This is a genomic window from Nonomuraea angiospora (assembly GCF_014873145.1).
Lineage (GTDB): Bacteria > Actinomycetota > Actinomycetes > Streptosporangiales > Streptosporangiaceae > Nonomuraea > Nonomuraea angiospora.
Genome location: NZ_JADBEK010000001.1, coordinates 7,058,046 through 7,081,313, shown reverse-complemented (window position 1 = coordinate 7,081,313; position 23,268 = coordinate 7,058,046). Strand labels below are relative to the sequence as shown.

The following is a 23,268-nucleotide window of genomic DNA, read 5'->3' as shown; positions in this document are numbered from 1 at the left end:
TGGTAATCCGTTCAGGGCTCCCACGTCGCCGTGCAGACCACTTCGCGAATCCGTGCAGGCGACTTCGGAAACCGACAAACAGTCTTATTGATCTTGGACTTCCTCTTAAGTTTCGGGACCGTTTGAGAGTCACTCAAGTCATTTGAGCAACTGCTCAGACGTCAACCGCTCAAGATCTGCAAACCTGCGGGGGGCTGCAGGTCGGCGCATGGATCAATGATTCGAGCTATGCAAGATGGACGGCCGCCGCGTCGACCGCACGTGGACTCGGCCGAAGGGCGGCTTGACCACTGCTTGGACGGGCCTGCGATCAAGTCGGGCGTGTCCCGCTCGCCAACGCTTCCATCCAGCACTTCTCTTGGAGGTCGTGCGGGTCTGGCTTTACGGTTCGACCAAAGGTGGCCGATACCCGGCAGCGCAAACGGCGCATTTCACCCTCGCTGCCGGTCCGCCGGTGTGCCGGTCGCGTGCCGAAGAGCATGTGACGAGCATGAACTCGGCCATCTTCGCCTCGCAGGAGACGGTCGGGAACCGAGAAAGTGCAGGTCAGATGGGGTGTGAGGGTGGTAGGGCGCCCGGGGCTCGAACCCGGAACCTACGGATTAAAAGTCGACAGTCCTCGTGCCGGGCTCTGTCGTACTGTGCTGGGATGTGCCGCTTTGGTTACCGGTGCCACCATCTAAATCGTCCGAGGATGACGGTCAGTGGTGCGCCGTACTACATGCTGAAGAGCATCCGACGAGCAACGTCAGGGCGGCGGCGGTTCCTTGACCGTTCTCATCTTTGCCGTTCCTTCATCTCCGCGCGGGAACTGGTACTTGGTCCACGACCGAAGACGGGGACGTGGGGTTCGGGAACGGACCCAGGCTCGCCCCTCGTCACACGAAGCCCCGCGGCACCGCGACGCCGACATCAAACGTCCCTCCGGATCTCCTCGGTCTGAGCTGCGGTCAGGCACCGTCCTTGGGGTTGGGGAGCACATACTCCACGGCCTTCTTCGCTAGGTGAAGAGGGAAGGGAAGGGCCAGGGGCGCGTCGATGTCGGGTGCGTGGCGCAACTGGTGGACGCAGGCGGCCCACTCGCCGGGCTCTTCTCCGCGTCGGCAGGCGAGGACCGCGATCTCCAGCAGATTGGGGTTGAAGGCGTTCTTGTCGGTGTCCCGGACTTCCTTGCCCGTCCGGTCAGTCCGCACACCCTCCTTCCGTGCCTTGATGGACGCCTTCTTCGCGGTGCCGGGTCTATCCGCGGAGCTGTAGAAGACCCGTTCGCCGTGCGCCTCGGTGAGGGGCCAGAGGCCGGCCGGGATCCCATGGTTGCCGTCCGTGGCGTACCACTGAGGGGTTTCGTCGCGGCTGCTGTCCCTCACCCTCAGGAGACGCAGCCGGTCCCCCCAAAGGGCGACGGGCACGGGGGCACCGTCATCGACCCAGATATGATCCCGCATGACCATGCCGTTGTTCAGCCACGGCCAGCCTCCACGGAGATTCTGCGCATGCACCATGAAGAGCGTTGGCCGATCGCGCAGCTGCGCCAGTAGCGGCCGGAGAAAGGCCGCCGTTCTCCTCTGCAAGTTCTTCTGCTCTTTGTCCCACTGGGAGAAGGAGCTTTGGGTACCGCCCTCGGCAGCTTCGTCGTCCGCCGCGATCTCGTCTGCGGAAGCGTGGGAGTCGACGCCTTTGGCCAGCCACAGCAGATACTCGGGATAGGGCGCCCAGCGGCGTTCGTCCTCGATCCAGCCCGACACTCCGCGTACGCCATCTGCCGGACGCACCCTGATGGCGAGCAGTTGCCGGATGGCCTGGCGGGTGGGGCCGTCCTTCCTGCGTTTCGCCATCCATACCGCGACGTACTGAAGGTCCCCTGGGAGTGTGTCCACGAAAGTGTGCAGCGGAACGCGTAAGGCTCCGAGCTGTCGAAACGCGTCGATCCACGCCATCTTCGCGCGGTGGGGACGGTTCTTTATAAGAGCTTTGTCTACGGCGGTTTGGAGGAACTGCGTGATCACTCCGGCGCCAGCATAACCCAGTCGGACGGCGAACTTCGAGTCGGAACTCTTGATCTTGAAATCCTTCTCGATCTCTACCAGCGCGACCAGCGGCCTGGGTCCCTCCTCATCGTTCATGGCGTCCACGATCTCGCTCCGCCGCTTGGCGATGGCCTCGCCCAATTGTTTGTTACTGGGGGTCTTGGCGGCGCTGACCTCCAGCGCGGCGCCGATGTCCCCAGTGGACCGCACTTGCAGGATCACGTCGAGCTCAGGTGTTCGCCAGATGAGGGTCTCGTCCGCGCTGTCCGGAGCGGGCAGGTCGAGCAAGCTACTTAGGGACGTGACCAGGGCGTCGCGGGTCGCTTCTTCCTGCCAATGGACGCGGGCGACCAGCGGTGCACCCTCGAGTGCCTCACGGAGCAATCGGCGTCGTTCGACGGCCTCTCTGGCCGCCTGCTCCGCCTTCTTGTGCTCCAGGATCCGCACCCGATCGGCCTCGGCTACCTTCCTTGGCGCTAGGAGCTTCTTCGGCGCGTTGGACGGTTTGGCAGGCCAAGGGGCGCGACGGCAAGCGGGGGCTCGGGTGAACTCGGGGAAGAGTGCCTCGTCGATCCACGCCATGAGCGGCACTCTGTCCGCGGACATGAGCCCGGCACCCACTCCGTGGGTTCCCATGGTCGCATGGTGCGGAATTCCTGCTCTGATCCCCGCGAGTCCCTCCAGGTATTTTCTGGGATTTTTTCCGAGATCCGCTGCGTCCACCGCGGAGCGCACCAGACTGGCTGCTGGGAGCAGGTCGGGCCTGTCGATGGCCCGCCACGTGTGCTCGGCTCTCCTGGAGTCGTAGCGAAGCCGGTGGATCGCGATCCGGGTGCTGTCTCCCGATACTCCGGGCCACTGCGTGTCGGTGATCACGTGCACGGACGCCGACCGGCCTGCTGTGTAGACAGTCCCCTGGGCGTTCACTTCGGTCACCCAGCGCCGGACGCCCGTTCGCATGTGTAGCCGGAACTGCGAGGTGAACGGCACGGTCTGCACCGTGATGGTAATGACGTAGGAGAACAGCGCCCCTGGGGTTTCCGACAGATCACCACGCGGGGGCCATGAAACGAGTTCCGCTCGCCGGTCGGTGGTCGGGGTCTCCAGAAACGACCAGGGACCGTTGACTCCCCTGAACTCGCCATGCCGCTGGATGAGGCGGGCCACGTAGTCGGGAAGCAGGTGGTACAAGGGTGGCTCGGGCTGGGCGGTCTCCCCATCACTCAAAGTGCGCCCGGCCAGATCGGCAAACTTGGTCCGCCATGGCAGGGCGGTCCTCATGAGCAGGTCGTAGGCGTGCTCACGGAGGTCCTCCTCGCCGCGCATGCCGAGGAGCCAGACCCCCAGAAGCCCGCGGACGATCCGGTCGTCCACGGGGTGATGCGCGTAGAGCCAAGGGACGTCGTCCTCCATGGAGACCCGCCGGCCCACCGAGATCACATCCGGTGCGGCCAGGGGAAGGAGCGCATTGAGTGACCTAATAGGAAAGGTCTTCACCTGGTCTTCAGGAGTGTCGCTGAGCCCCGACCGGTGGGCCTCCGCGAACGCGGCCCGTAGCTCATTCGGGACATGCAGGACCTGGAAGGGCTTGAGCAGTGAGTTCTCTGAGGGCTGATAGGCGGTCAAGGTGATCGATTCGTACGTCATTGCCATCTCCTCTCGTCGCCATGGAGGGGGACGGCCTCGGGAGACCGCAGCAGAAGCTTTTTCAGGCCGTCGTAGAGCGGCCGGTAGAGGGCGTCCGCGAGATAGATGTTCGCCTCGGTTGCGGGGAGCCGGTGCGGAGGAGCGGGATGGCGTTGCCACTCCGGCGCGTCCCCGAAGTACGGGGCCAAGACATCGCGCATGCTGACCAGCAGACTGGAGCGCGGGTTATCCCTGCGAAGCCCGGCGGCGCGCTGGGGAGCGAAGGCCGCGTCCACGAAATGCACGCGAGCACCCACGCCGCCCCGGGTCAACCGGCCGATCACCTGCCACATCACCACGAGCAGGTCCCACGTGAGGTACTCGCGGTCGGCGTCGCTCAGCCGCTTCCACATCATCTCCCGATTGGCAAGCCGGTGCAGCTCCCTGCGCGCCTGCTTCCGCCATTCCAAACCGGCGGCGTCCAACGACATTGCGCTCTGGACGACTTGGTCGAAGGTGCCGCCGGGACGGGTACGGCGGACGGTCAGGTCGTTGAGCGCGTGGATGAGCACGCTGACGTCGCTAGGCGTGGGAAGGGGACGGGCTAGGAAGTAAACCGATCCGAAGAGGGCCTTCTCCTGATCATTGAGAATGTTGTGTCCGCGTTCGACCGACTGGAGCGGTGCGACAAGGATGGTGTACTTGGTCGCGCCGAAGGTAGCGAGGTCGCCGCGACGGAGCGTGGGAGCGTCTCGGCTTCTGTCCTGGTCGTGGCGCGGGACGTCGGAGGCCTCTTCGTCATCTGAGATGAGGACGCAGATCCTATTTCTCCACTCTCTGAAACTCTGGAGAGCCCGGCCCGCTTCTTTGGCGTCTTTGTAGCTGCCGGTGAGTACGAGCAGATGCTGACGGCTGGGCGGCAGGTTTCCAAGTTCTTGCGTGAACTTGGAACGCCCGCCTTGGTCCGCCGGATCTGGATCGGCGAGGCCGCGAAGCATCTTCCACAACACGTCGTTCCGATTGGACGACGTGCCGGAGAGCTGCAGAGGCCTCATGGGTTCCCCTGGTGAGGCGTTCTCGACGGCGTCATAGACGAAGGACGTGAACATGGAGATCTTCGGGCTGGAGGGCTTCTTCGGCTCCTCCGCGCGTGCTTTGGCATGCAGTACCGCTTTCACCGGCTCGGCGAGGTGATAGCGGGTGGATGCGCCTGCCCAGCTCGTTCCGGACATCAGCACTACGTTGGGTCCATGGCTGCCGTCCACGTCGTGCAGGGTGGGGAGGACGGACAGAAGCTCGCGGCCCACCCCTGTACACCGGATGAACCTTAGCTCGCCCGTCTTGGCATAGACGTCCCTGGCGTCGGGGACGAACTGGAACGCCAGGATGTTGCCCATAGGGGATTCGGGGATCACTGGAGCGTAGTCGGTCGGGGAGCTGTGGTAAAGCGCGTTGGCGGAGGGATCGAGATTGAGCGCAATCTCCACTCTGGGCCAGAGCGTCGTCAGTAGGTTCAGCCGGTCATGCAGGATCGCGACGAGCAGGGTGAACTCGAACCTGCGGCGTTCCCGACGGAGCTCCTCCTTGACATTTTCCTTCACCTCAGCGTTCAGATTTTTGCCGGAGAGCTCCTCAGGGTCACGCAAGCCAGCGAGCTGGGCCAGAAGGGTTTTGAGCTCCTCGGCCACTCTCGGGCTGCCCGGCTTGCTGGTGATCAGACGTCGGGCGAGCTCCGCGAGCTGGAGCGTTTCTCTGGCCGGCGCGTCGTCGGAGAGTTCGGCCTCGTCGTTGTCGCCAACGGGGTCATCACGGAAGCCGTCGAGTATCTTCAGGATTGCTTCGCGTCGCTTGTCGCGGGACTCCTGAGCGACGCCAGGGTCCTGACTCAGGTAGGCCAGCAGCTTCGCGCTCGCCTCCTGCCTCGTCTCGTGCTTAGGGTTCGCCCACTCGGCTGCTAACGGAATCCGGTCGGGCAGCCGGGTCGCGGGCCACTGGCCCACTAGCTCAAGCTGGAGCGACCAGACGGTGAAGAGATCCGACCCCAGCCACTCGCGAAGTTCGTCGTCACTCACGATCATGGCGTAGATGCGATTGGCCGCGGTCGATACGGTGTCCAGCGCGGCGGTCCATTGCTGGACCATCTCGTTGGAGAGCTGTATGCGGCCCTCGCGTGCCAACTCGGCGACATTGTGCCGGTTGATCTCGTCCAGCCAGGAGTCGTCGCCCCGCTTGTACAACGTCGCAGTCGGGGCGAAGAGGTGATCCAATCTGATCTGGACCTGGTCGGCTTCATCGACGATCAGCAGATCCGCGGTCCTGCAGGCCAGCTCCAGGTAGCGGATGCGTTCAGGGTTCTGCTGAACGGGCACTGACGAGACTGTGAGTGCCTCCGGAGTGGCGACCCAGATGGTCGCCTCACGGAGTCCTCGTGCGGCATCATGCCTCGGACAGTGACTCCAGATCGGACACCCTCGCCGGGACTTCCGCTTTTCCTCCACGAGATCGGCGGCGACTTCGCCCGTTAGGGCGGTTTGGTCCAGCGGGATCAGCCTCTGGCATGGAGCCTCCAGGTACGGCAGTGGCCCGTCCGCCTCCGCGCCCCGCAACGCGCTGAGCGGGCAGGCGGTGCTCAGGTAGGCGAACGCGGCATCCTGATGCAGGAGGGGCAGCGGAGAGACCTGCCGGAGCCGCCGGTGCAGCCGTCTGGTGTGCTGGTCGCGGGTGGATGCTCCAATGAGGGGGATCGCGTGCAGTCTGTCCCAGCCGATGTACGCCTTGTCGCCTTCCTTGATTTTTCGGTCGGCGGCCTCACGCAATTTGTTGAAGCCCTGTGCCACACGGAGCGCCTCGGCGACGTCGCCGACGACGAGGACGACGCGCTGTCCCAATTCGGCCACGGCGTGTGTGGCGAGGATGTCGCGCAGCGTGCTCTTGCCCACCCCTGGAATCCCGATGAGGTTGAGCAGACCGTTGACGACCAGGCGATCCGCTTTAGCAAAGCGCCCGCTCTCCTCGTCCAACGTGGAGAGCTCCATCCCGAGATACCGTGATTCCCAGTCGGTGAGCGCCTTGGACTGGCCCTGATTCGGCTGGTCGAGGTCCGCCATCTTCTTGGCGGTCTGCCGCAGCGATTCCACGGGTTGGTTGAAGGGCTCTCGGAGGTGCTGGGCCTCCAAAGCGAGACGGGAGTCCACCGGAGGCGGCAGGTTTTCAGGGATGTCGATGTGCTGAGCGCCACTGGTGCGCCCATGGAAGAGATGCGGACCCGGTTCCGCGATGGTGATCCGGCTCGTGGTGAAGGGCGGCGCAGAATTCAGAAGGGCGTCGTACAGCTTCAGGCGATGCGCCGCGAGCGAGGGTTGTCTCTGAACCGCTGGCCAGGCCAGGCTTTCCGCGAAATCGTACGCGCGGTGCCGCTCCGGCAGGTGCCGGTACCGCAGCAGGGCGGAACGCCAGACCTCCCGCCGGTGCATGGACTCCAAGTGGTATCGGGCCGCGCGCAGGATTCGGCGAAGCCTGTGATCCGGGCGGCTCGCGACAAGCCCTCGGGCGCGGGAAAAGGGATATCCACCGAACAAGGGCCATCCGTCGATGGGAGCGAGTTGCGGGCTGACCAGCTCGATGACACGGAGCCCAAGTTCGACGGTGTAGTCGAGCCTCTTGCTGAGGTCATCGTATTCGGCAGCTTCCGCAGCAGGCATGGCCGACAACGCCTCACGGAGGTGGTCGCGAAGGTTACGCATGCGAGTCTTTCAGCATTCGACGTCCCTGAGCGGGCTTGAGGCTTGGCGGTTGGAGCCTTCCGAGGCGCGGAGCCGGGAGCCTGCGATGACGAACTCGCGGATCGGCCGGGCGGCGTGGTGGAGATTCTCGGCAACGTGACGCACGTCGCCGATCAGTACGTTGCGTCGGCCGCGACACTTCGTTGTCTCGCACTGCCAGCGCTCTCCGGAGCCGCCTTTGATGGGCACCAGGACCAGGCCGCAGTGGCCACAGACAGCTATCTCGTCTGTGGAGCTGAAGTACCGCTCGTGAACACGGAGGTAGAGAATGTCGATCAGCTCGTCGGTCACCTGGAAGCCACCGATTCGCTCGAGCTTTAGGAACGCGATCTCCTGGCTGGACAGGACGGGATGGGCGATCAGCCATTCGCGCAACTCCGGGAAGCCACCGGGGTGGCCAGCCTCTTCGTAGAGTGCACGAGCTCCCAGCAGAGCGAGCCGTTCTAGGCTTCTGTCGGGTGCGTCCGGGTGGGCGAACTCCAGGGAGAGCCTGAGGCAGAGCTCCGACGGCCGGATCGGATCGAGCTCGATGAGTAGCCCGGTCAAATCTTCGTCATCGGGGAGGTTGAGGAATGGCCATGCGTCTATAGGGCTGCTCCAGCAGAGGGCCATGAGATCGGCCAGGGTTCGAGGGCAGCTCAGGCGTTCGCGGTAGGGTGTTAGGCGGTATCCACCTGGATGCCTCAGCACGCCGATGAGGGCGATACGGTCGAGCACGTACTGGGCAAGCGGCGGGTATGGAACGCTGAAAGCCTTCTCCTTCGGCCAGTCCGCCAGCTGCGCCACCGTCGCAGCCACCATGCCGATAATGCGCCGGGACTCGGCCTCGTTGTAGGCCTCGCCTATGGCATGGTCGAAGGCGGTGGGCGTGGACGAGGGGAGTGGAAGGTCCGTCATGGAGCGCTCCGGTCCGGTCTGTTCCTCGGCGAGACCGGGCACCATCGCTGGTAAGAGCAACGGCTGCAGGCCTTCTCGCTGGGCGTCGGGAGATATTCCTCGTCCGAATGCCAGCTCCGGGTGAGGGCGTGAATTATATCTTTGGCCCGTTCCTGAACAGACGTCGAGTTGGGGTCGACCACCCGGATGTCGGGTCCAAGAGGTGTGAGTAGTTCCAGCTCGACGGCGGAGCCCGGGCCCGCGGGAATCGCCCCGGCCTTGAACAGGAGTACAGCCAGCGCGAGCTGCGGGTACCAGGTCAGTAGGTCGGCACCATCGGCCACGAAACCGCCTGCCGTGGTTTTCAGCTCGCGGTACACCCACGAACCGTCGCGCCGGTAGAGGAGATCTGCGTCCGCCACGATGAGAACATCCGCGTGCTTGTCATCGGCGGCTACCGTCTGCTCGGGGTACGCAGCGCTGTCGGGTGCCGTGTCCAGAAAGGGGCACACCTCCAGGTGGGCCGCGAGCATCGCAGCTCCATGCCGCGCGTGCTCTCCTTCCAACGTCCACTCGCCCGCTGACCAGAAATCAGGGTTCTCTGGGAGGTCGCCTGGAGCGCATGGCCTTCTGGGTTTCCTACCATGTAGCAGTTTCAGCCACGCGTGGACGGCATCGCCCCGGCGTACGAACGCAGTCTTCTCGGACTCCTCATCGGGTGGGAGACCCAGTGCGCGGAAATGTGCCTTGGCGGGACAGTCGCTGAAGTATCTCCCGGTCGTTACCGACCAGATCCGTCTTGGGCGGGACGAGTCACGGATGTCCAAGAACCCAGGAGCGCTGTACAGCCGACGGCACTCCGACCGGATTTTGCAGTCAAGGCAGTCTCGTCCCGCGATCTCCGTGATCGGACGGCGGAGTGCACTCAGGGTGTCGGCGGCCTCCGAGACGAAGAAGGCTTCGGCGGCTTCAGCCGTATCGTCGTAGAGTACCCGCGGTAGCCCGTCTATGCATCCGATCTCCACGAGGCGGACCCGGCTCGGGAGCGCGGCGGCATGGGACGAAGAAGTAAGGGGAAGGAGCGGAAACGGCTTGCCACCACGGTATGGGCCGGGTTCCCTGTCCACGACATCCCGGTCGACGCACGATCCGGTCGCCAGCACATGGGCGGCGGTGGCCAGCTCCGCGTCGGCGCGTCGCTTGGCGCCCGCCCTGCCCATGGCCGGGATGCGGAGCTCGCGAACGGTGTCGCCTCCGTGGCGATAGACGTAGCCGCGTCCCCACGTGCAGAGCTCCCAGGTACGGGAGTTGACGACGGCGTCGCTGGATGGATACTGCCGCACCCAGGGCCCGGCCGACCCGAGGCCGGTCGCGGTCTGGAGGTGATGGTCCTCCTCGAACGCGCGAAGATAGTTGCGCACCGCGTTATGTGTCCACGCCAGCAGCCCCTCGTGTAGCGGGGGGATCAGCTCGCCAGCGATGTCACGCGCCGTGTCGCCGCGGAGGGGAAGGCGCGAGAAGGCTTCGTCCAGTGATACCTGGTGGTTTTCGACGAGTTCGAGAACGGCATTGAAGGGTGAGAAAGCCATGTTGGCGAGACGTGAAAATTTTTTTCTTGCCAGCCGTTTCACCGAGTAGTCAGTTTTGGCCGCCAGATAGGTCGGACAACTCTTCTGAGAAGTCGTGGCCGAGCTGCTGTAGACACGGATGACGGCATCGTCGTGCTCGTGTTTCGACGGACTCATTTGACCTCCGGGGGCGTCACGTTAGCATAGCTTTCGCTACACATAAGGGCCGATTAGTTACTGGCTAAAGGATTTTCTGCTGCTTGGGCAGCTGCGCAGGAGGTGTGGTGGACGTCGGGGACAAAATCCAGGATCGTTTCGAACTCAAGCGCAGGCTGGGGCGCGGAGGGATGGGCGACGTCTGGCTCGCGTGGGATGAGGACTTCGAGCGGAAGGTCGCGATCAAATTCATGATCGAGAAGTCCGTCATCGGCGAGACTGATGTGATCTCAACGGAGGACTACCACGACCTGCGCCGACGATTCGAACGGGAAGGCCTGGCGACGGCTGCGCTCGATCACCCGGCGATTCCGGCCGTTCACCACCGGGGCGTCTGGCGCGGCTCCTCGGGAGGGGAGATGCCCTACCTTGTGATGCAGTACATCGAGGGCAAGACCGTCGAGGAACTGCAGGAGGAGCGGGGCGGCTTCCTTGAACCGGAGGAGGCGGCGTGTCTGGCTGTGCAGTTGTGTTCGGCGCTCACAGTGGCGCATGACGCGAACGTGGTGCACCGCGATCTCAAACCGGCGAACCTCATGGTCAGTCCCTCAGGAATGATAAAGATCATCGATTTCGGTGTGGCGTTCATCGTCGACTCCGAGAAATCGAGGATCACGAGGAGCAGATACTCCAGCCCGGGAACGAGCGGATACGTGGCGCCGGAGGTTCTGAAGGGAGCCAGCCCGGGAGGCGCCGCGGCCGATCTCTACGCGCTGGGAATCGTCGTATACGAGCTGCTGGGGGGACCTGTGTTTCGTGCGGCCACAGCTACGGACCTCGACGCCGCGCATCTGTACAAGGACCCGCAGCCCTTGTGTGAACGGAGGCCGGCGGTTCCGCGAGACCTGGGTGAAGTGGTCGATCGGTTGCTGGCCAAGGATCCGGCGGAGCGCCTCGTCGGCGCCCGCGAGGTATCGGCCCTGATGAGGAGGCATGTCCCCGCGACCGGTCCTCCGGGTATCGGTCATCACGTGGAGTTCGACGTCACGCTGCCGTTCAGAACGCCGTTCGCTCCGCTCATGCGACCGAACGACAGTCTCCGGCCAGCGATGGTAGCCGTGGCGGGGGTCGCCATGTCGGCGGAAGACGCGCAGCTGGGACGTGCACGCGAGCTCTGGGACTCGGGCGACCGTGACGCGGCATTCCGTCTTATCAAGCATGTAATGGAGGAGGCAAAGCGGGAGCAGGGCGATGTGGGGAAAGGGGCTGAGCGGGTCTGGCGGCTCTACGCGGAGTGGCTCCGCGCCGCGGGGCGCAAGGGCGAGGCGGTCGGCGAGCTCAGCGACATGCTCCGGATTTTAGAGACCAAATTGGGCAGACGGGACAGGCGGGCAGTGGAAGTGCGTGAGCTGCTAAGGAGATACGAGTCGGCGAAAGAATGACGGGCGAGGAAGTCTGGCCCGCCCGTCTTCGTGCTATCGCTTCGGCCGCTTCGGATTCGTGGGCCGCTTTTTCTTCGCCATAGCGTCTCCCGGTTCTGAGAGTTTCCGCGGCAATCCGCGGAGCATTCGGCCAGCTGAACTACTGGGCCAGTATATCGCCTCTGCTTGTCCAGCGATGGCTACTTCTGGAATAATGCCGCCTCCTTAGCCCGTATCTCGCGGACCTGGTCGGTGTCCCCGTGACCGATGTCCTCAAGAACGGCGATGGCGAGGAGCCAGTGCTCGACGGCGCTGTTCGGGTCGCCTGACGCCAGCGCGCTGTCGCCCATGCTGTCCAGCGTACGGATCTCGTTGGCGCGGTAGCCGATCTCCCTGTACAGGCGAAGGCATTGCTCGAAATAGCCGAGCGCGGCCTTGTGATCACCGAGCAACTGGTAGATGCAAGCGACGCTGTCAAGATCGGCTGCCCGGCTGTTGGGGACGTTCAGCTCGCCGTGTAGGTCGGCGGCTCGTGTGCAGTACATCAGGGCCTCCTGGAGTTCTCCCCGCATGGCCAGGCTCCATCCGATGCCGTTCAGGGCATCCGCGTGCCCGCTTTCGGCGCCAGTTTCGCGGAATCCGTCGGCGGCGAGGTGGTATTGCTCCAGGGCCGCCTCGTGATCCTCCGCGTAGGCAAGACTGACCGCCAGGACGTAGCGGCAGTCGGCTTCCGCGCGTGCCGACCTTCCCGGCCCCAGCGTGGACAAGGCTTGCCGACCGTACTCGACGCTCTCGGCGTGTGCTCCCAGCCGGCGCAGGGTGATGGCCAGCTGGCGGAGAAAGTAGGACCGGATCTCCGGATCCTCAGGCTTCGATGGGTCGTCCGTGATCGAGCGCAACATCGTCACGCAGTCGTTCCATCGCCCGTGGTACCACATGTTCTCGATGAGAGAGTCCACGATAGTCCTGGCCTTGCTCTCCAGGCCGTGTTCCTCGGCGTATCGCACGGCGGCGAGGAAGCGCGGCGAGTGCTGGCTAGCGAGACGGGTATCGGGGCCCGTGGCGGCGGCCAGATCGGCGTAGTGGTTGATGAGCCTTTCGCAGGCACGGTCGTGGACGTTCTGGAGACGCCGATCCCCACGGCAGAGGGAGAGGGCATAGTCACGGAGGAGCTCGTGCATCTGGAAGCCGTTGTGCGCATTCTCCTGTAGCAGGTGGAAATGGCGTAACCGGCGTAGCAGGGCCAACCCTGCTCGGGTGTCCTCTAGGCTGGCGAGCGCGGCGGCTCCTGAGGTGTCGATGTCAGGGCCCGGGGCCGAGCCGACCAGGACGAAGAATTCCTGTAACTCGGTAGGAAGTGCGTGATACGTCCAGGAAAAGACGGTGCGGAGCGCGGAGTTCGACTCGTGCAGGTCGAGGAAGTCCAGTCGGCTGTCGGCGTCGGTCAAAACGGACACGATTTGGTCCAGTGACAGCTCAGGCAGGTGCCGGATGTGGGATCCGGCGATTGCCAGGGCTAGAGGATTGCCGCTGCAGGCGGCCAGAATGGTGGCGATAGCGGCGGGCTCGGCGGCTGATCGGTCGGCGCCTATGTGCCGGATCAGCAGATCCCTGGATTCGTGAGTTGGTAGTGGAGCCAGGTGAAGGTGCGTCACGTCGGTTCTCCGCAGGAGGGTCCCCAACCTGGTGCGGCTGGTGACGATGATGGCGGAGGGCCCGTGGCGCGGGAGCAGGTGGAGGATGCTCTCGCTGTCCCGGACGTTGTCCATGACGATGACGAACCGCCTCGCCTCGACCGCGTCCAGATAGTGCAGGCGGCGGCCTTCCGAGTCCTTTCCTGCGGCCACATCGGCCTCGCCCATCTGTTCCAGGAGCACCTCGACCGCCTCGGCGGATGACATGGGAGCGGTCGGACCGAAGCCTCGGAAGTCGACGAACAACTGCCCGTCGGGGAAGTCCTGGGCAGCATTGTTGGCCATGTCGATGGCGAGAGTGGTCTTCCCCAAGCCGGGGCCACCGGTGACAGCGATGCAGAGACACTCCGCCATCGGTCCGGGGCCGAGGAGACCGTGGTCGCCTCGGCGCACGTAGGGCTGAGGGAGGACAGGAAGGCGGTTGCATCGCGGGCCAGCCGCAGGCTGCATCGACCCTTCCTCGCGAAGCACGGTCTGAACCAACTCTTCCCGCCGCCACCACTGCTGGGCCGCCGTGGCTCCGCTGCCGCGCCCGGCGAGTTTGCTGAAGGGCTCGTCGATGAGAGAGTCACCCAGAGCCGCGCGCAGGGCCTGCTCGCTGCGGAAGAGGTCGGTCCCGTCGGGCTCCTTGAGATCCAGCCGCATGACCTCGGCACACCGGAGCAACGCTCGCAAGTCGGAATCAGAGGGCTTGCGTCCGACGATGGCCGTCCAACGAGTTTCGATGATCTCGACAAAGGTTTCGAGCGCCCTCCGCTGGGCGATCGTCGGCGCCGCTGCCCGGAGAGGGAGGTCGGCCGGGTGTCCACGGAGGCGCAGGAGCACGATGCCCAGCTGGTCGAAGGCGCGGCTCCCATCATGGTTCGTGGCGATCACGAGCCGGTCGCGCGAGAGGTCGACGGGGCGCACACGCGCACTCGTGTGGATACCTTCGACGAAGGCGCGCACCATCTGGTCGATGGCCTTCACCAGATCTTCGGTCTGCGCGTCCAGCCGTCTCATCCCGGCCTTCGCCTGTACGAGGATGAACCCGCCGCCGGACACGGCGACGCCCACATCGTCGACGGGGAGCCCGGTCTCACACCCCACCGCTTCAATCCGGACGGCGGCGCCGAGCCCGAGGTCGGTCAGCGGCATCTCCACGATGGCGCGCACAGCCCACCAAGCGAAAACCTGAGCCTGGAAGGTGAGACCACGCGCAGCGCGCGCCCCACCGGCTGATGATCTGGCCCCGGCCTGGTGATGGGACTCGTCCATGGCCTCCCCACCGTCTCGCAGATCCGCTGACGGGAGCATCTCACAATCGGTCCCAGCTGGATCGTCGCCTTCATCGGAAAGGGGCGTTCCCCCTGGGGCGGCAGGGAGTCTCATCGCGAAGACGATGTCGCCGAGGGAATTTGTCACCTCGACGCGCCCCGTGCGCTCGGTGACCGTCGCGACGATGGCCAGTCGCATGCCTGTGCCGACGGCTGGGGGAACGGCAGGCGCTGCCGCGTGAGCAGCCGAAGCCCGAGGACACCGCTGGTGGAACCTGTTGTCAAGACCTGGGAGGACGAGCTCGCGTCCTGACCGAGCGTGATCAACACCGACGGTAGGGTTAACACCAGAGGTCCTTCTCCGCCAGCCTCCATCCGTGGCTTCTCCTCGGATGAAGACGATGAAAAGTCGGCATACGACAAGCCATCCTGCGGCCGATCGACGGGCATGGAGAAGTCCCGGCAGGACCCCACGGTACTGCGCTCGCCCGAGGACGTGGTTAGCGGCAGAAGTAGCTCGCCGTTTCTCCTCATAGCTCTGCGCTCTCGGCCAACGCGGCATTCAGTGGCGTTCAACTGCACCTGTAGTTCAACCGAGTCGCCCCATTCAGCTCATTGGTCCACGCACCTGTGTGATTCTCATGCAGTTAAGCAGGCGCTGCACATGGCAGCGCTTGGCGGGTGCTCGTACAAGGGGGCGTGGACGAATCACCTGAGATTTTTGATCTAGCGGTGAAAGGGAGTTCCGTCATTCAAAATCGAATCTTGGAATGCCGGACGACCGTCAGGGCTGTGCGGGAGTGATGTCGGTGTGCGGGAAGTCCTCGCCTTTGAAGAGCAGGGGCTGGTCGAGGTCCTTGGCGAGGGCGTAGGCGAAGCAGTCGCCCATGTTGAGCTTGGCCTTGGAATTGTTGCCCTTGCCGTAGGTCTGGTACGCACGGCGCGCGATCCTCGCCTGATGGGGTGTTACCGGCTCGATAATAAGGCCCATCTCATCAACGAGCGTGTCGAAGGCGTTGCGCATGGCCTCACCACGGTTGTCTGCCACGATGGCCGCTTCGACGTAGTTGACGGCCGAGATGCGGCACACGTTTGCGGCGATGGTGTGGGCGAATTGGGTGGCCTCTGGCTCACCGTTGATGACGGCAATGATGGCGCTGGAATCGATGATCATGCGGGAAGACCCGTGTCCGGGTCGTACAGATCTTCAACGGACAGTCGGTCTCGACCGAGGTGTGTTCGCATGCCGGCGGCGATGCTCAGGATGCGTTCGGCTCGGCCGGCGGCTTCGGGGCGGTGTTCCAGCGCATCCAGGCGGCGTTCGAGCACTTGAGCGGCGTGCTGGGTTTCCTCGGCCAGCCGGATGACCCGGCGGGCGAGGTCATGAAGGGGCTCGTGTTCGAGGTCCACGCTCACCGTCGCTCGACTCCCTCCGTCGCGGTGCCTGTGTTGCCCCTTCAGCGTAACTGCTGGCCGAGCTTTACTCTCGCCGACGGGCAGCATCCGCCCGCGTCACGACGTTTTCGTCGAGTCAGGGGTTTCCTCGGGCATGGGGCCGGCGGCGGCATGCCAGGCTTCCCAGATCTCGGGGCGGAGTCTGCCGCGGTCAGCGACCGGAAGTCCTTGTTCGCGAGCCCACGCGCGCACCCGCGATGGGGTCGGCTGCTGGTCGCGTGGCCGTGTGATTTCTGCTGGTGTCCTTGGCGAGGAAGGGCGCGGGGAAGCGTCGGTGGTCGGTGGGTGCTCATTTGAGCCGGGTGTTGTGGTGGTGAAGCCGAGGCGGGTGAGGGTGCGGCGCCGCTTGCCGTACATGCGTTCCAGCTGTGGGATCTGTGCGTCCAGATAGTCATGTACCTCGACGTCGTGCTTGGTGGCGGCCTCTCGCATGATCCGGCCGACGTGCTGGATCACCTTTCCCTTGAACGAGATCGGCATCGCGAGGAACAGGGCATCCAGCCAAGGCAGGTCAAAGCCCTCACCTGCGACCTTGTCGATGGCCAGGAGGACCAGCGGTCGTGCCTCGGCATCGGTCAGGCGGGCGCGGACTCGGTCGCGTTCTGCGGCGCTGAGCTGCCCGTGCAGGAGCGTCGCGGCCACGCCCTTGCCCTCCAGGGCTGCGGCCAGGCATTGGAGGTGTTCCATTCGATTGGTCAAGAGCAGGCTGTTCCTACCCCGGCGTGCCGCGTCCGCGACGTCGCAGGCGATCTGGGCGGTCCGGGTGTCGTCTGCGGCCAGTTCGCCATAGATCGCTTGGAAGGAGGCGCCGTCGTATCCGATCTCCTCAGTGCTGAAGCCGGTGGTGTGAACGATGAGTCGCTGGGCGAACGACACCTCAGGGGTGATCTCATGTCGGATCGGTCCGCACTGCATTGTGATGAGCGCGTCCATCTGGTCGGCCCGATACGGCGTCGCCGATAGCCCGATCCAGCGCTTCACGGCCATCTGACGGATGGCGGCCTCGGCGGCCGGAGCACCGACCGCGTGACATTCGTCGACGATGACCATGCCGTACGCGTCCAGTAGCGACGGGTCGGCGTCGCGGTGGGCTACGGACTGCAGCATGATGACATCGACGACACCGTGTCGCTTGTCCTTGCCCTTGCCCTTGGCGCCCACCTGCGTTGCGTCAAGGTCGAGGAACGTCGTCAGCCGTTCCTTCCATTGGTCGAGCAGTTCGGCGCGGTTCACGATGATCGCAGTTGGTACTTGGTGCCAGGCGATCAGTGCACAGGCCATTACGGTCTTGCCCGCACCGGGCGGCGCCATCAGGACTCCCGTGAGGTGCTTGGCCATCGCGGTGACCGCTTCGGTCTGTACGTTCGTCAGCTCGCCAGTGAAACGCACCATGATCGGGTCATGCTCCGAGATCGCGGTGGCAATCTCGATGGCGCCGCCCGCTGCCGCAATCAGATGTTCCGCTTGCTCCGCCAGCCCTCGCGGGAGTCGTAGCCAGTCGGGGTCGCTGTCGTCGAAGCAGCGTACGAAGCGTGGGGTGGCGAAGGTCGAGTACCGCATCGACTGCCGCCGGTAGAACTCAGGGTTGTGAAAGGCGGCCAGGTGCTTGAGGGCGGCGATCAGCGGCGCAGGTAGGCTGTCGGTCGAGATCGCCAGCATGGCACCAAGTTGCGCGTGCACCCGTTGAGGAGCGACTCCCAGCGCGCCCCAACGCGGCTTGCTCGGCAACCTGCCCCACGTCGACGGCCCGGCGTCGATCTGGCCAAACCCCTTCACCAGCGCATCCACCTCGACCGGGCGTAGCCGACGCACACCGGACAGGAACGCGAACTGATCCTCATACGGCTGCCAGGTGTGCGGGTCGCAGAACAGCGTTGTGCCCTGCTCCCGGCTACCACCATGCAACGGCAGCGCGATCAGATTCCCGAACCGGAACCGAGCCGCCGCCTTGACCGGCAGCGAGTCCTGCGCGGGGAACAGCCGGTCATAGCTGGCCAGCGACATCGTCCCCCGCCGGTCGATCGCCTCCCGCAACAGTCCCATGCCGATGGCACGTGCCGAAGCGGCCAGGACAGGCTCGGTGAAGAACATCCACACGTGGGCGCCGGCTCCGGACCGGGAGATCTCCGCCGCCGTATGGATACCCGCCCGCGTACAGGCTTCCGCGTAGGCGGCGGCGTCGCCCTGCCAGCCCGCGCCGTCGAAATCGCACGCCAGCAACCGGCAAGTGTCGTCGGGCAACATCGGATACAGCCCGACATGGGAGTCGCGCCCGTCGGCGGGTCGACTCAGGTGCGCGATGAGAATCTCATCTGTCAGCGGCAGAAACTCCCGCTCGGCGTCATCCTGTTTTCGCCAGAACTCCTTCTCCGCGGGGCTCCACCGGTGCCCGCCAGACTTGCGGCTGAAGAAGCGGGTCGCGTACACATCGCGGCGGCCGACGAACAATGCCTTGAACAAGGCGAGCTTCTCGGACGGAGGCGACGACGCGTCCGCGTACGGCAAGCCGTCCTGCGGCAGGTTGACGGGGACAGCGGAGATCTGATCAGGATCGACGAGGTCGCGATCGCCCGCAGCTGAGGCTCGCTGCCGGAGAAGTTGCTTGAGCCGGCCGTTCTCCTCACGCAGCTCTGCGATCTCGACCAAGGCGGCGTCCAACCGCATTCGTAGCTCGACAGGGTCGTTCCATTCGGGCCACAAGTCCACGGATCTATCCTGCGCGATTTCCGCCATGCAGCCAAGCAGACACCGAACGTGACCTCTTCATGGGTGCGCTCATGGAACACAGACGACGCTACGGTGGGGCTTCGCGATCGTGTTCTGGATTGCTGAACAGGAATCCCGCTGCCTTGATGACGGGGTGAACGGACTTGAGGATGAGCGTTCGTTGGGCAGGGGTGTGCTGATCGGAGTATCCCGCGGTTGTCTGGTAGGACTCGTGTCCGGCGATGAGTTGCATGACTCCTGGTGCGACGCCGCCGTCGCGGAGCATGGTGATCATGGTGTGTCGAAGTGCGTGCGGGGTGATGTGCTTGGCCAAGCCGCGTTGGTGAGCGCGTTCGAGGGCGGGCTGCAGCACGTTGTTGCGTTGGTTGGCGTAATCGATATAGCCGCCTGTGTGTCCCTGAAAGAGAGGCTGACCAGGATTCTTGCCGGTTGCATGGCGCGTCAACAGTGTTGCCAGCTCACGGCAGATGGGTACGTCGCGCTGTTTCTTACCCTTCGGGTAGAGCCTGAGCTGCCATCGACGGCGGCCGGTCGTCTCGTCCAGCAAATAGGCGTACGTCTGAGTTACATGGATCACGCAGCCGACCGGATCCAGGCCGGATACATGAAGCCCGGCGATCTCGCCCCAGCGGAGGCCGGTGGCCATCTCGGTAACGATGAACAACGCGGTATCAGGGTCGATGTCGTGGACTGCTTGGAGGTAGGTGCCGACCTCGGGGCCGTACAGGATGGCCCGGGCAGTCACCGGGCCAGTCGGCAGGCGAAAACCGTCACAAGGAGATGAGCTGAGAAATGGTGGCTCGCCGTTCTCACCCTGCTGCATGGCCGCCTTGAAGACCGGCTTGATCGCGCCCCGATAAACCTTCGCCGCTGTGGCCGGGGACAGCGTCCCGGGGGCCGGTGGTGCGGGTCGGGGAGAGCCTGCGTCCCGCCACTGCCGCAGCACGCCGGGCGGCACGCGTCCGGTCTTCTTGACCGCGATGTCGTTGGTTCGTGCCCATCGTCGTGCCGCCTGCTCATCCGACATGGGAGGGGTGGGCTGGTGTTCGTTGCGTGCGGATGGTTTGGCGAGCATCCATTCCGCCCATTCGCGCAGCACTCGACGGGTGACCCGATCCAGGGGCAGGCGGCCGAAAAAGGGGAAGACATGCCGTTCGGCCTCGGTCAGGTAGACGAAGCGCTGAGTGGGGGCGGCGCCGAGCCGGGTGGCATAGTCGTGGCGCGCGTACTGCTCGAAGGTCGGCATGTCGGCGTCGAGGGTGCCGTCGAAGTGCGGATCCTCGATGCCGTGGCAGCCTTTGGGGTAGCCGTGCGGACGATTCTCGCCGCTGAGCTCGACCAAGGTCGCGAAGTCTTCGGCGATCTGCCGCTCGTAGCAGGTCTCGAAGTCTTCCTTTCCGCCTCTTCCCCCACCTATACGCCACTTCACCAGCCACGATCTCGCGCCGTTCTTAGCCATGCGTTCGATGATCCGCGCCACAACTCCCCCTGACGGTCCAAGGACGCATGGTGAAGGAAACAGCTGGCACAGACGGCCACGACTCGCATCAACAAACGGACCTTTCGCCATCGCGTGGTGAGATGCGGGAACATCGGGGGAACATGATCTTCGAGCCGGTCTCGCCGGGTCGTGCCGCCGTCTCAAAGAAAGCGCTTTCGACCTGCACTTATGAGTGGTAGGGCGCCCGGGGCTCGAACCCGGAACCTACGGATTAAAAGTCCGCAGCTCTGCCAATTGAGCTAACGCCCCTCGCAACAGCAAGGGTACAGAGATTACCGCCCTGCCCGCGACGCCTAAATCACCGGTAAGCGGCCAGACCCGTCAGCGCCTCCCCCAGCACCAGCGTGTGAATCTCCTGGGTGCCCTCGTACGTCAGCACAGACTCCAGGTTGTTCATGTGCCTGATCACAGGGTACTCCAGGGTGATTCCGTTGCCGCCCAGGATGGAGCGGGCCTGGCGGGCGATGTCCAGGGCGGCGCGTACGTTGGCCAGCTTGCCGAAGCTGATCTGCCGGGGCTCCAGTTGGCCGGCGTCCTTCAGCGTGCCCAGATGGAGGGCGGTGAGCTGGGCCTGGGCGGTGCCGACGTACATCCAGGCGAGTTTCTCCTGCGTCAGCTGGAACGACCCGATCGGCTTGTCGAACTGGACCCTGGTCTTCGCGTAGTCCACCGCGGCCTCCAGGCAGGCGCGGGCGGCGCCCACGACGCCCCAGACGATGCCGAAGCGGGCCTCTGAGAGGCAGGAGAGGGGGCCGCGCAGGCCGGTGACGCCCGGGAGGGCGGCGGAGGCGGGCAGGCGTACGTCGTCGAAATAGAGGGACGAGGTGACCGAGGCCCTAAGGGACAGTTTCTTGTGGATCTCAGGGGCGGAGAAGCCGGGGGTGGAGGTCGGTACGACGAAGCCGCGGACGCCTTCGTCGGTCTGTGCCCAGACCACGGCGACGTCGGCGATGGAGCCGTTGGTGATCCACATCTTGGAGCCGTTGAGGATCCAGTCGGATCCGTCTTTCTTGGCATAAGTCCGCATATTGGCGGGGTCGGAGCCGTGGTCCGGCTCCGTCAGGCCGAAGCAGCCGATGGCCGAACCGGCCGCCATCCGCGGCAGCCACTCCTCTTTCTGCTCGTCGGAGCCGTACCGCCAGATCGGGAACATCGCCAGCGAACCCTGCACCGACACGAAGGAGCGCAGCCCCGAGTCCCCGGCCTCGAGCTCGCGGCACGCCACCCCGTACGACACCGCGTCCGTCCCGGCGCAGCCGTACCCCTGCAGATGCATCCCCAGCAGCCCGAGGGCGCCGAGCTCGGGCGCGAGCTCGCGCGCCGGGAAGACCGCCTCCTCGAACCAGTCGCCCACGTGCGGCAGCACGCGGTCGGAGACGAACGACTTGACCGTGTCGCGGATCAGCCGCTGGTCGGCGTCGAGCCGGTCGTCCAGGCGCAGCAGGTCGTCCATCGCGGGTCCCTTCGTCACATAGGGGGCTACCAGGGTTCTACCAGGGGGAATCCTGATGTGCTAACACCGGCCCCAGGGGCAGTCTTGAGACATGAGCGAATACAACGTCAAGAAGCTGCGTCGGACCCACAAGGGCAGGATCGTCGCGGGCGTCTGCTCCGGCATCGGCGAGTTCGTCGGGATCGACGCCAACCTGGTGCGCATCGCACTTGCGATCGCGACGCTGTTCGGCGGGCTGGGCGTCGGCGTGTACGCGATCGGCTGGCTCCTCATGCCCGAAGAGGACAGCGACACCTCCATTGTGCAGGACCTCATCCACAAGCAGCAGGACCGCAGCAGGACCGACTGGAGCGGCGAGCAGAAGCCCCAGTCGTGATCAGGCCGTGGCGGGCACGCGTTCGCGAGGCTCGGTCCAGAGCAGGGCGAGCACGGCCGCGCAGATCAGGCCGATGAATCCGGCCAGCGCGACCACCGGCTCAGGACCGAGTCTCTCCGCCGCGAACCCGCCCACCAAGATCCCGATCCCCTGTACGGCCATCAGCCCCGACTGCACGAGGCCGAACGCCTGGGCGCGACGTTCGGCCGGCACCTGCTGGACGAAGGCGGCATTGGCCGCGAGCTGGTACGCCCCGCCGACCCCCGACAGAACCCACGCGGCGAGCACCACCTCAAGCGGCGGATACAGCGCTGTCACGATCAGGGGCGCGCAGCTCAGCATGGCCAGCCACCCCATGAGCCGCAGCCGCCGCGGCGGCGGCACGAACCTGCTGAAAAGGAACGCCCCCAGCACCGTCCCGGTCGGCATCGCCGCCATCAGCAGCCCGGTGATCACCGGAACGGACAGCGTCCACGTGGCGAACAGCGTCCCCGTGGAGAGCTTGGCCGCGTACGGCACGGCGATGCCCTCAGGCAGGATGTAGAAGCCGCACAACCACGCGAACAGGACGAGCGTCCGCAGGTTCCGCGACCCGAACACGAGCCGGGCTCCCGCCCTGGTCATCGTCCACATGGACGGTCTCGAGCCGTCGTGGCTCGCGGCGGGCCGGCGGCGTACCCCTGAGACGAGGATCAGCGCGGAGCCGAGGAACGTCGCGGCGTCCACCGCGAGCGCCCGGTAGGGGCCCATGGTGGCGATCATCGCTCCGCCCGCCGCGAAACCGAGCATCTGTACGGCCTGGTTCGTCATGTTCTGGATCGCCGAGCCGATGACGTACCGGTCGCCTTCGAGCACCTCGGGCAGCAGCGCCGCCCGCGCGGCCGAGAACGGCGCGCTGAGCAGCACCACCAGGAACACCAGCGCGCACAGCGCCCAGAACGGCATGCCCGGCACCGCCATCGCGGCCACCAGCGCCGCCCGGATCAGGTCGCAGGTCAGCATCACGGCCCTGCGCGCGAACCGGTCCGCCAGCCCGGCCAGCAGCGGCCCGCCCACGATGGACGGGAGGTAGGTCAGCGCGTAGACGGCCGCCGTGGCCAGCGGTGACTGGGTGCGGTCATAGACGAGCACGGCGAGCGCCACCTGGGCGAGCTGGTCGCCGAGGAGGGAAAGGCCCTGGCCGTACCAGAGTGCTCTGAACTCCCTGAGTGCGATGACTTCCCGATATGTGGCGTGCCCTTCAGCACGGCGATGCCGTCCCGGCGGACGACCTGCCCGCATGGCCCCCATTGGACTCCGCTGTGCCTGACTAACAGTGGTCGCTACGTCACCTAAGGTGCCCGATCATTA

13 protein-coding genes and 1 tRNA gene are annotated in these 23,268 nt (G+C 65.1%); 2 read left to right on the top strand and 12 right to left on the bottom strand.

Annotated features, from left to right (window positions below; genetic code table 11):
- Positions 1-950 precede the first annotated feature (950 nt).
- From H4W80_RS31975 to H4W80_RS31960, 4 genes are read right to left on the bottom strand one after another with little or no spacing between them, the layout of a single operon-like run.
- Positions 951-3,674, bottom strand: coding sequence for a pPIWI_RE module domain-containing protein (locus tag H4W80_RS31975; RefSeq protein WP_192788482.1), 2,724 nt, complete (start codon positions 3,672-3,674; stop codon positions 951-953).
- The gene (locus tag H4W80_RS31970) at positions 3,671-7,396 is read right to left on the bottom strand and encodes a pPIWI_RE_Z domain-containing protein (RefSeq protein ID WP_192788481.1); all 3,726 of its coding nucleotides are present in this window, start codon (positions 7,394-7,396) and stop codon (positions 3,671-3,673) included. Before H4W80_RS31970 ends, H4W80_RS31975 begins: the two co-directional genes overlap by 4 nt.
- Positions 7,397-7,405: 9 nt before the next feature.
- Entirely contained in the window at positions 7,406-8,332 is a 927-nt protein-coding gene (locus tag H4W80_RS31965) for a pPIWI_RE_Y domain-containing protein (RefSeq protein ID WP_192788480.1), read from the bottom strand.
- Positions 8,329-10,056 (bottom strand): PD-(D/E)XK nuclease family protein, encoded by a 1,728-nt coding sequence (locus H4W80_RS31960; RefSeq protein ID WP_192788479.1) that lies wholly within the window; start codon positions 10,054-10,056, stop codon positions 8,329-8,331. Before H4W80_RS31960 ends, H4W80_RS31965 begins: the two co-directional genes overlap by 4 nt.
- A gap of 107 nt (positions 10,057-10,163) precedes the next feature.
- Between H4W80_RS31960 and H4W80_RS31955 the strand changes: the two genes are divergently transcribed.
- Positions 10,164-11,477 carry a serine/threonine-protein kinase gene (locus H4W80_RS31955; RefSeq protein ID WP_192788478.1) on the top strand — a complete coding sequence of 438 codons (1,314 nt, stop codon included), beginning with the start codon at positions 10,164-10,166 and terminating at the stop codon, positions 11,475-11,477.
- A gap of 179 nt (positions 11,478-11,656) precedes the next feature.
- Here H4W80_RS31955 and H4W80_RS31950 read toward each other — a convergent pair whose 3' ends face one another.
- From H4W80_RS31950 to H4W80_RS31920, 7 genes are all read right to left on the bottom strand, one after another.
- On the bottom strand, positions 11,657-14,305 hold the full coding sequence (locus H4W80_RS31950; RefSeq protein ID WP_192788477.1) for a tetratricopeptide repeat protein: 2,649 nt from the start codon (positions 14,303-14,305) through the stop codon (positions 11,657-11,659).
- Between the two features lie 885 nt (positions 14,306-15,190).
- Positions 15,191-15,580: a type II toxin-antitoxin system VapC family toxin gene (locus H4W80_RS31945; protein ID WP_192788476.1), complete on the bottom strand. Its 390-nt coding sequence runs from the start codon at positions 15,578-15,580 to the stop codon at positions 15,191-15,193.
- On the bottom strand, positions 15,577-15,822 hold the full coding sequence (locus H4W80_RS31940) for a hypothetical protein (protein ID WP_192788475.1): 246 nt from the start codon (positions 15,820-15,822) through the stop codon (positions 15,577-15,579). The genes H4W80_RS31945 and H4W80_RS31940 overlap by 4 nt, the downstream gene beginning before the upstream one ends.
- 96 nt (positions 15,823-15,918) lie before the next feature.
- Positions 15,919-18,594, bottom strand: a complete 2,676-nt coding sequence (locus tag H4W80_RS31935; protein WP_192788474.1) for a TOTE conflict system archaeo-eukaryotic primase domain-containing protein — start codon at positions 18,592-18,594, stop codon at positions 15,919-15,921.
- A 61-nt stretch (positions 18,595-18,655) separates the two neighbouring features.
- On the bottom strand, positions 18,656-20,068 hold the full coding sequence (locus H4W80_RS63855) for a tyrosine-type recombinase/integrase (protein WP_192788473.1): 1,413 nt from the start codon (positions 20,066-20,068) through the stop codon (positions 18,656-18,658).
- 194 nt (positions 20,069-20,262) lie between these two features.
- A tRNA-Lys gene (locus H4W80_RS31925) sits at positions 20,263-20,338 on the bottom strand.
- Between the two features lie 49 nt (positions 20,339-20,387).
- Positions 20,388-21,542 carry an acyl-CoA dehydrogenase family protein gene (locus tag H4W80_RS31920; protein WP_192788472.1) on the bottom strand — a complete coding sequence of 385 codons (1,155 nt, stop codon included), beginning with the start codon at positions 21,540-21,542 and terminating at the stop codon, positions 20,388-20,390.
- 91 nt (positions 21,543-21,633) lie between these two features.
- Between H4W80_RS31920 and H4W80_RS31915 the strand changes: the two genes are divergently transcribed.
- Positions 21,634-21,918, top strand: a complete 285-nt coding sequence (locus tag H4W80_RS31915; protein ID WP_192788471.1) for a PspC domain-containing protein — start codon at positions 21,634-21,636, stop codon at positions 21,916-21,918.
- On the opposite strand, the gene H4W80_RS31910 is transcribed toward H4W80_RS31915, so the two are convergent.
- Positions 21,919-23,199 (bottom strand): MFS transporter, encoded by a 1,281-nt coding sequence (locus tag H4W80_RS31910; protein ID WP_318787160.1) that lies wholly within the window; start codon positions 23,197-23,199, stop codon positions 21,919-21,921.
- Between the last annotated feature and the right edge of the window lie 69 nt (positions 23,200-23,268).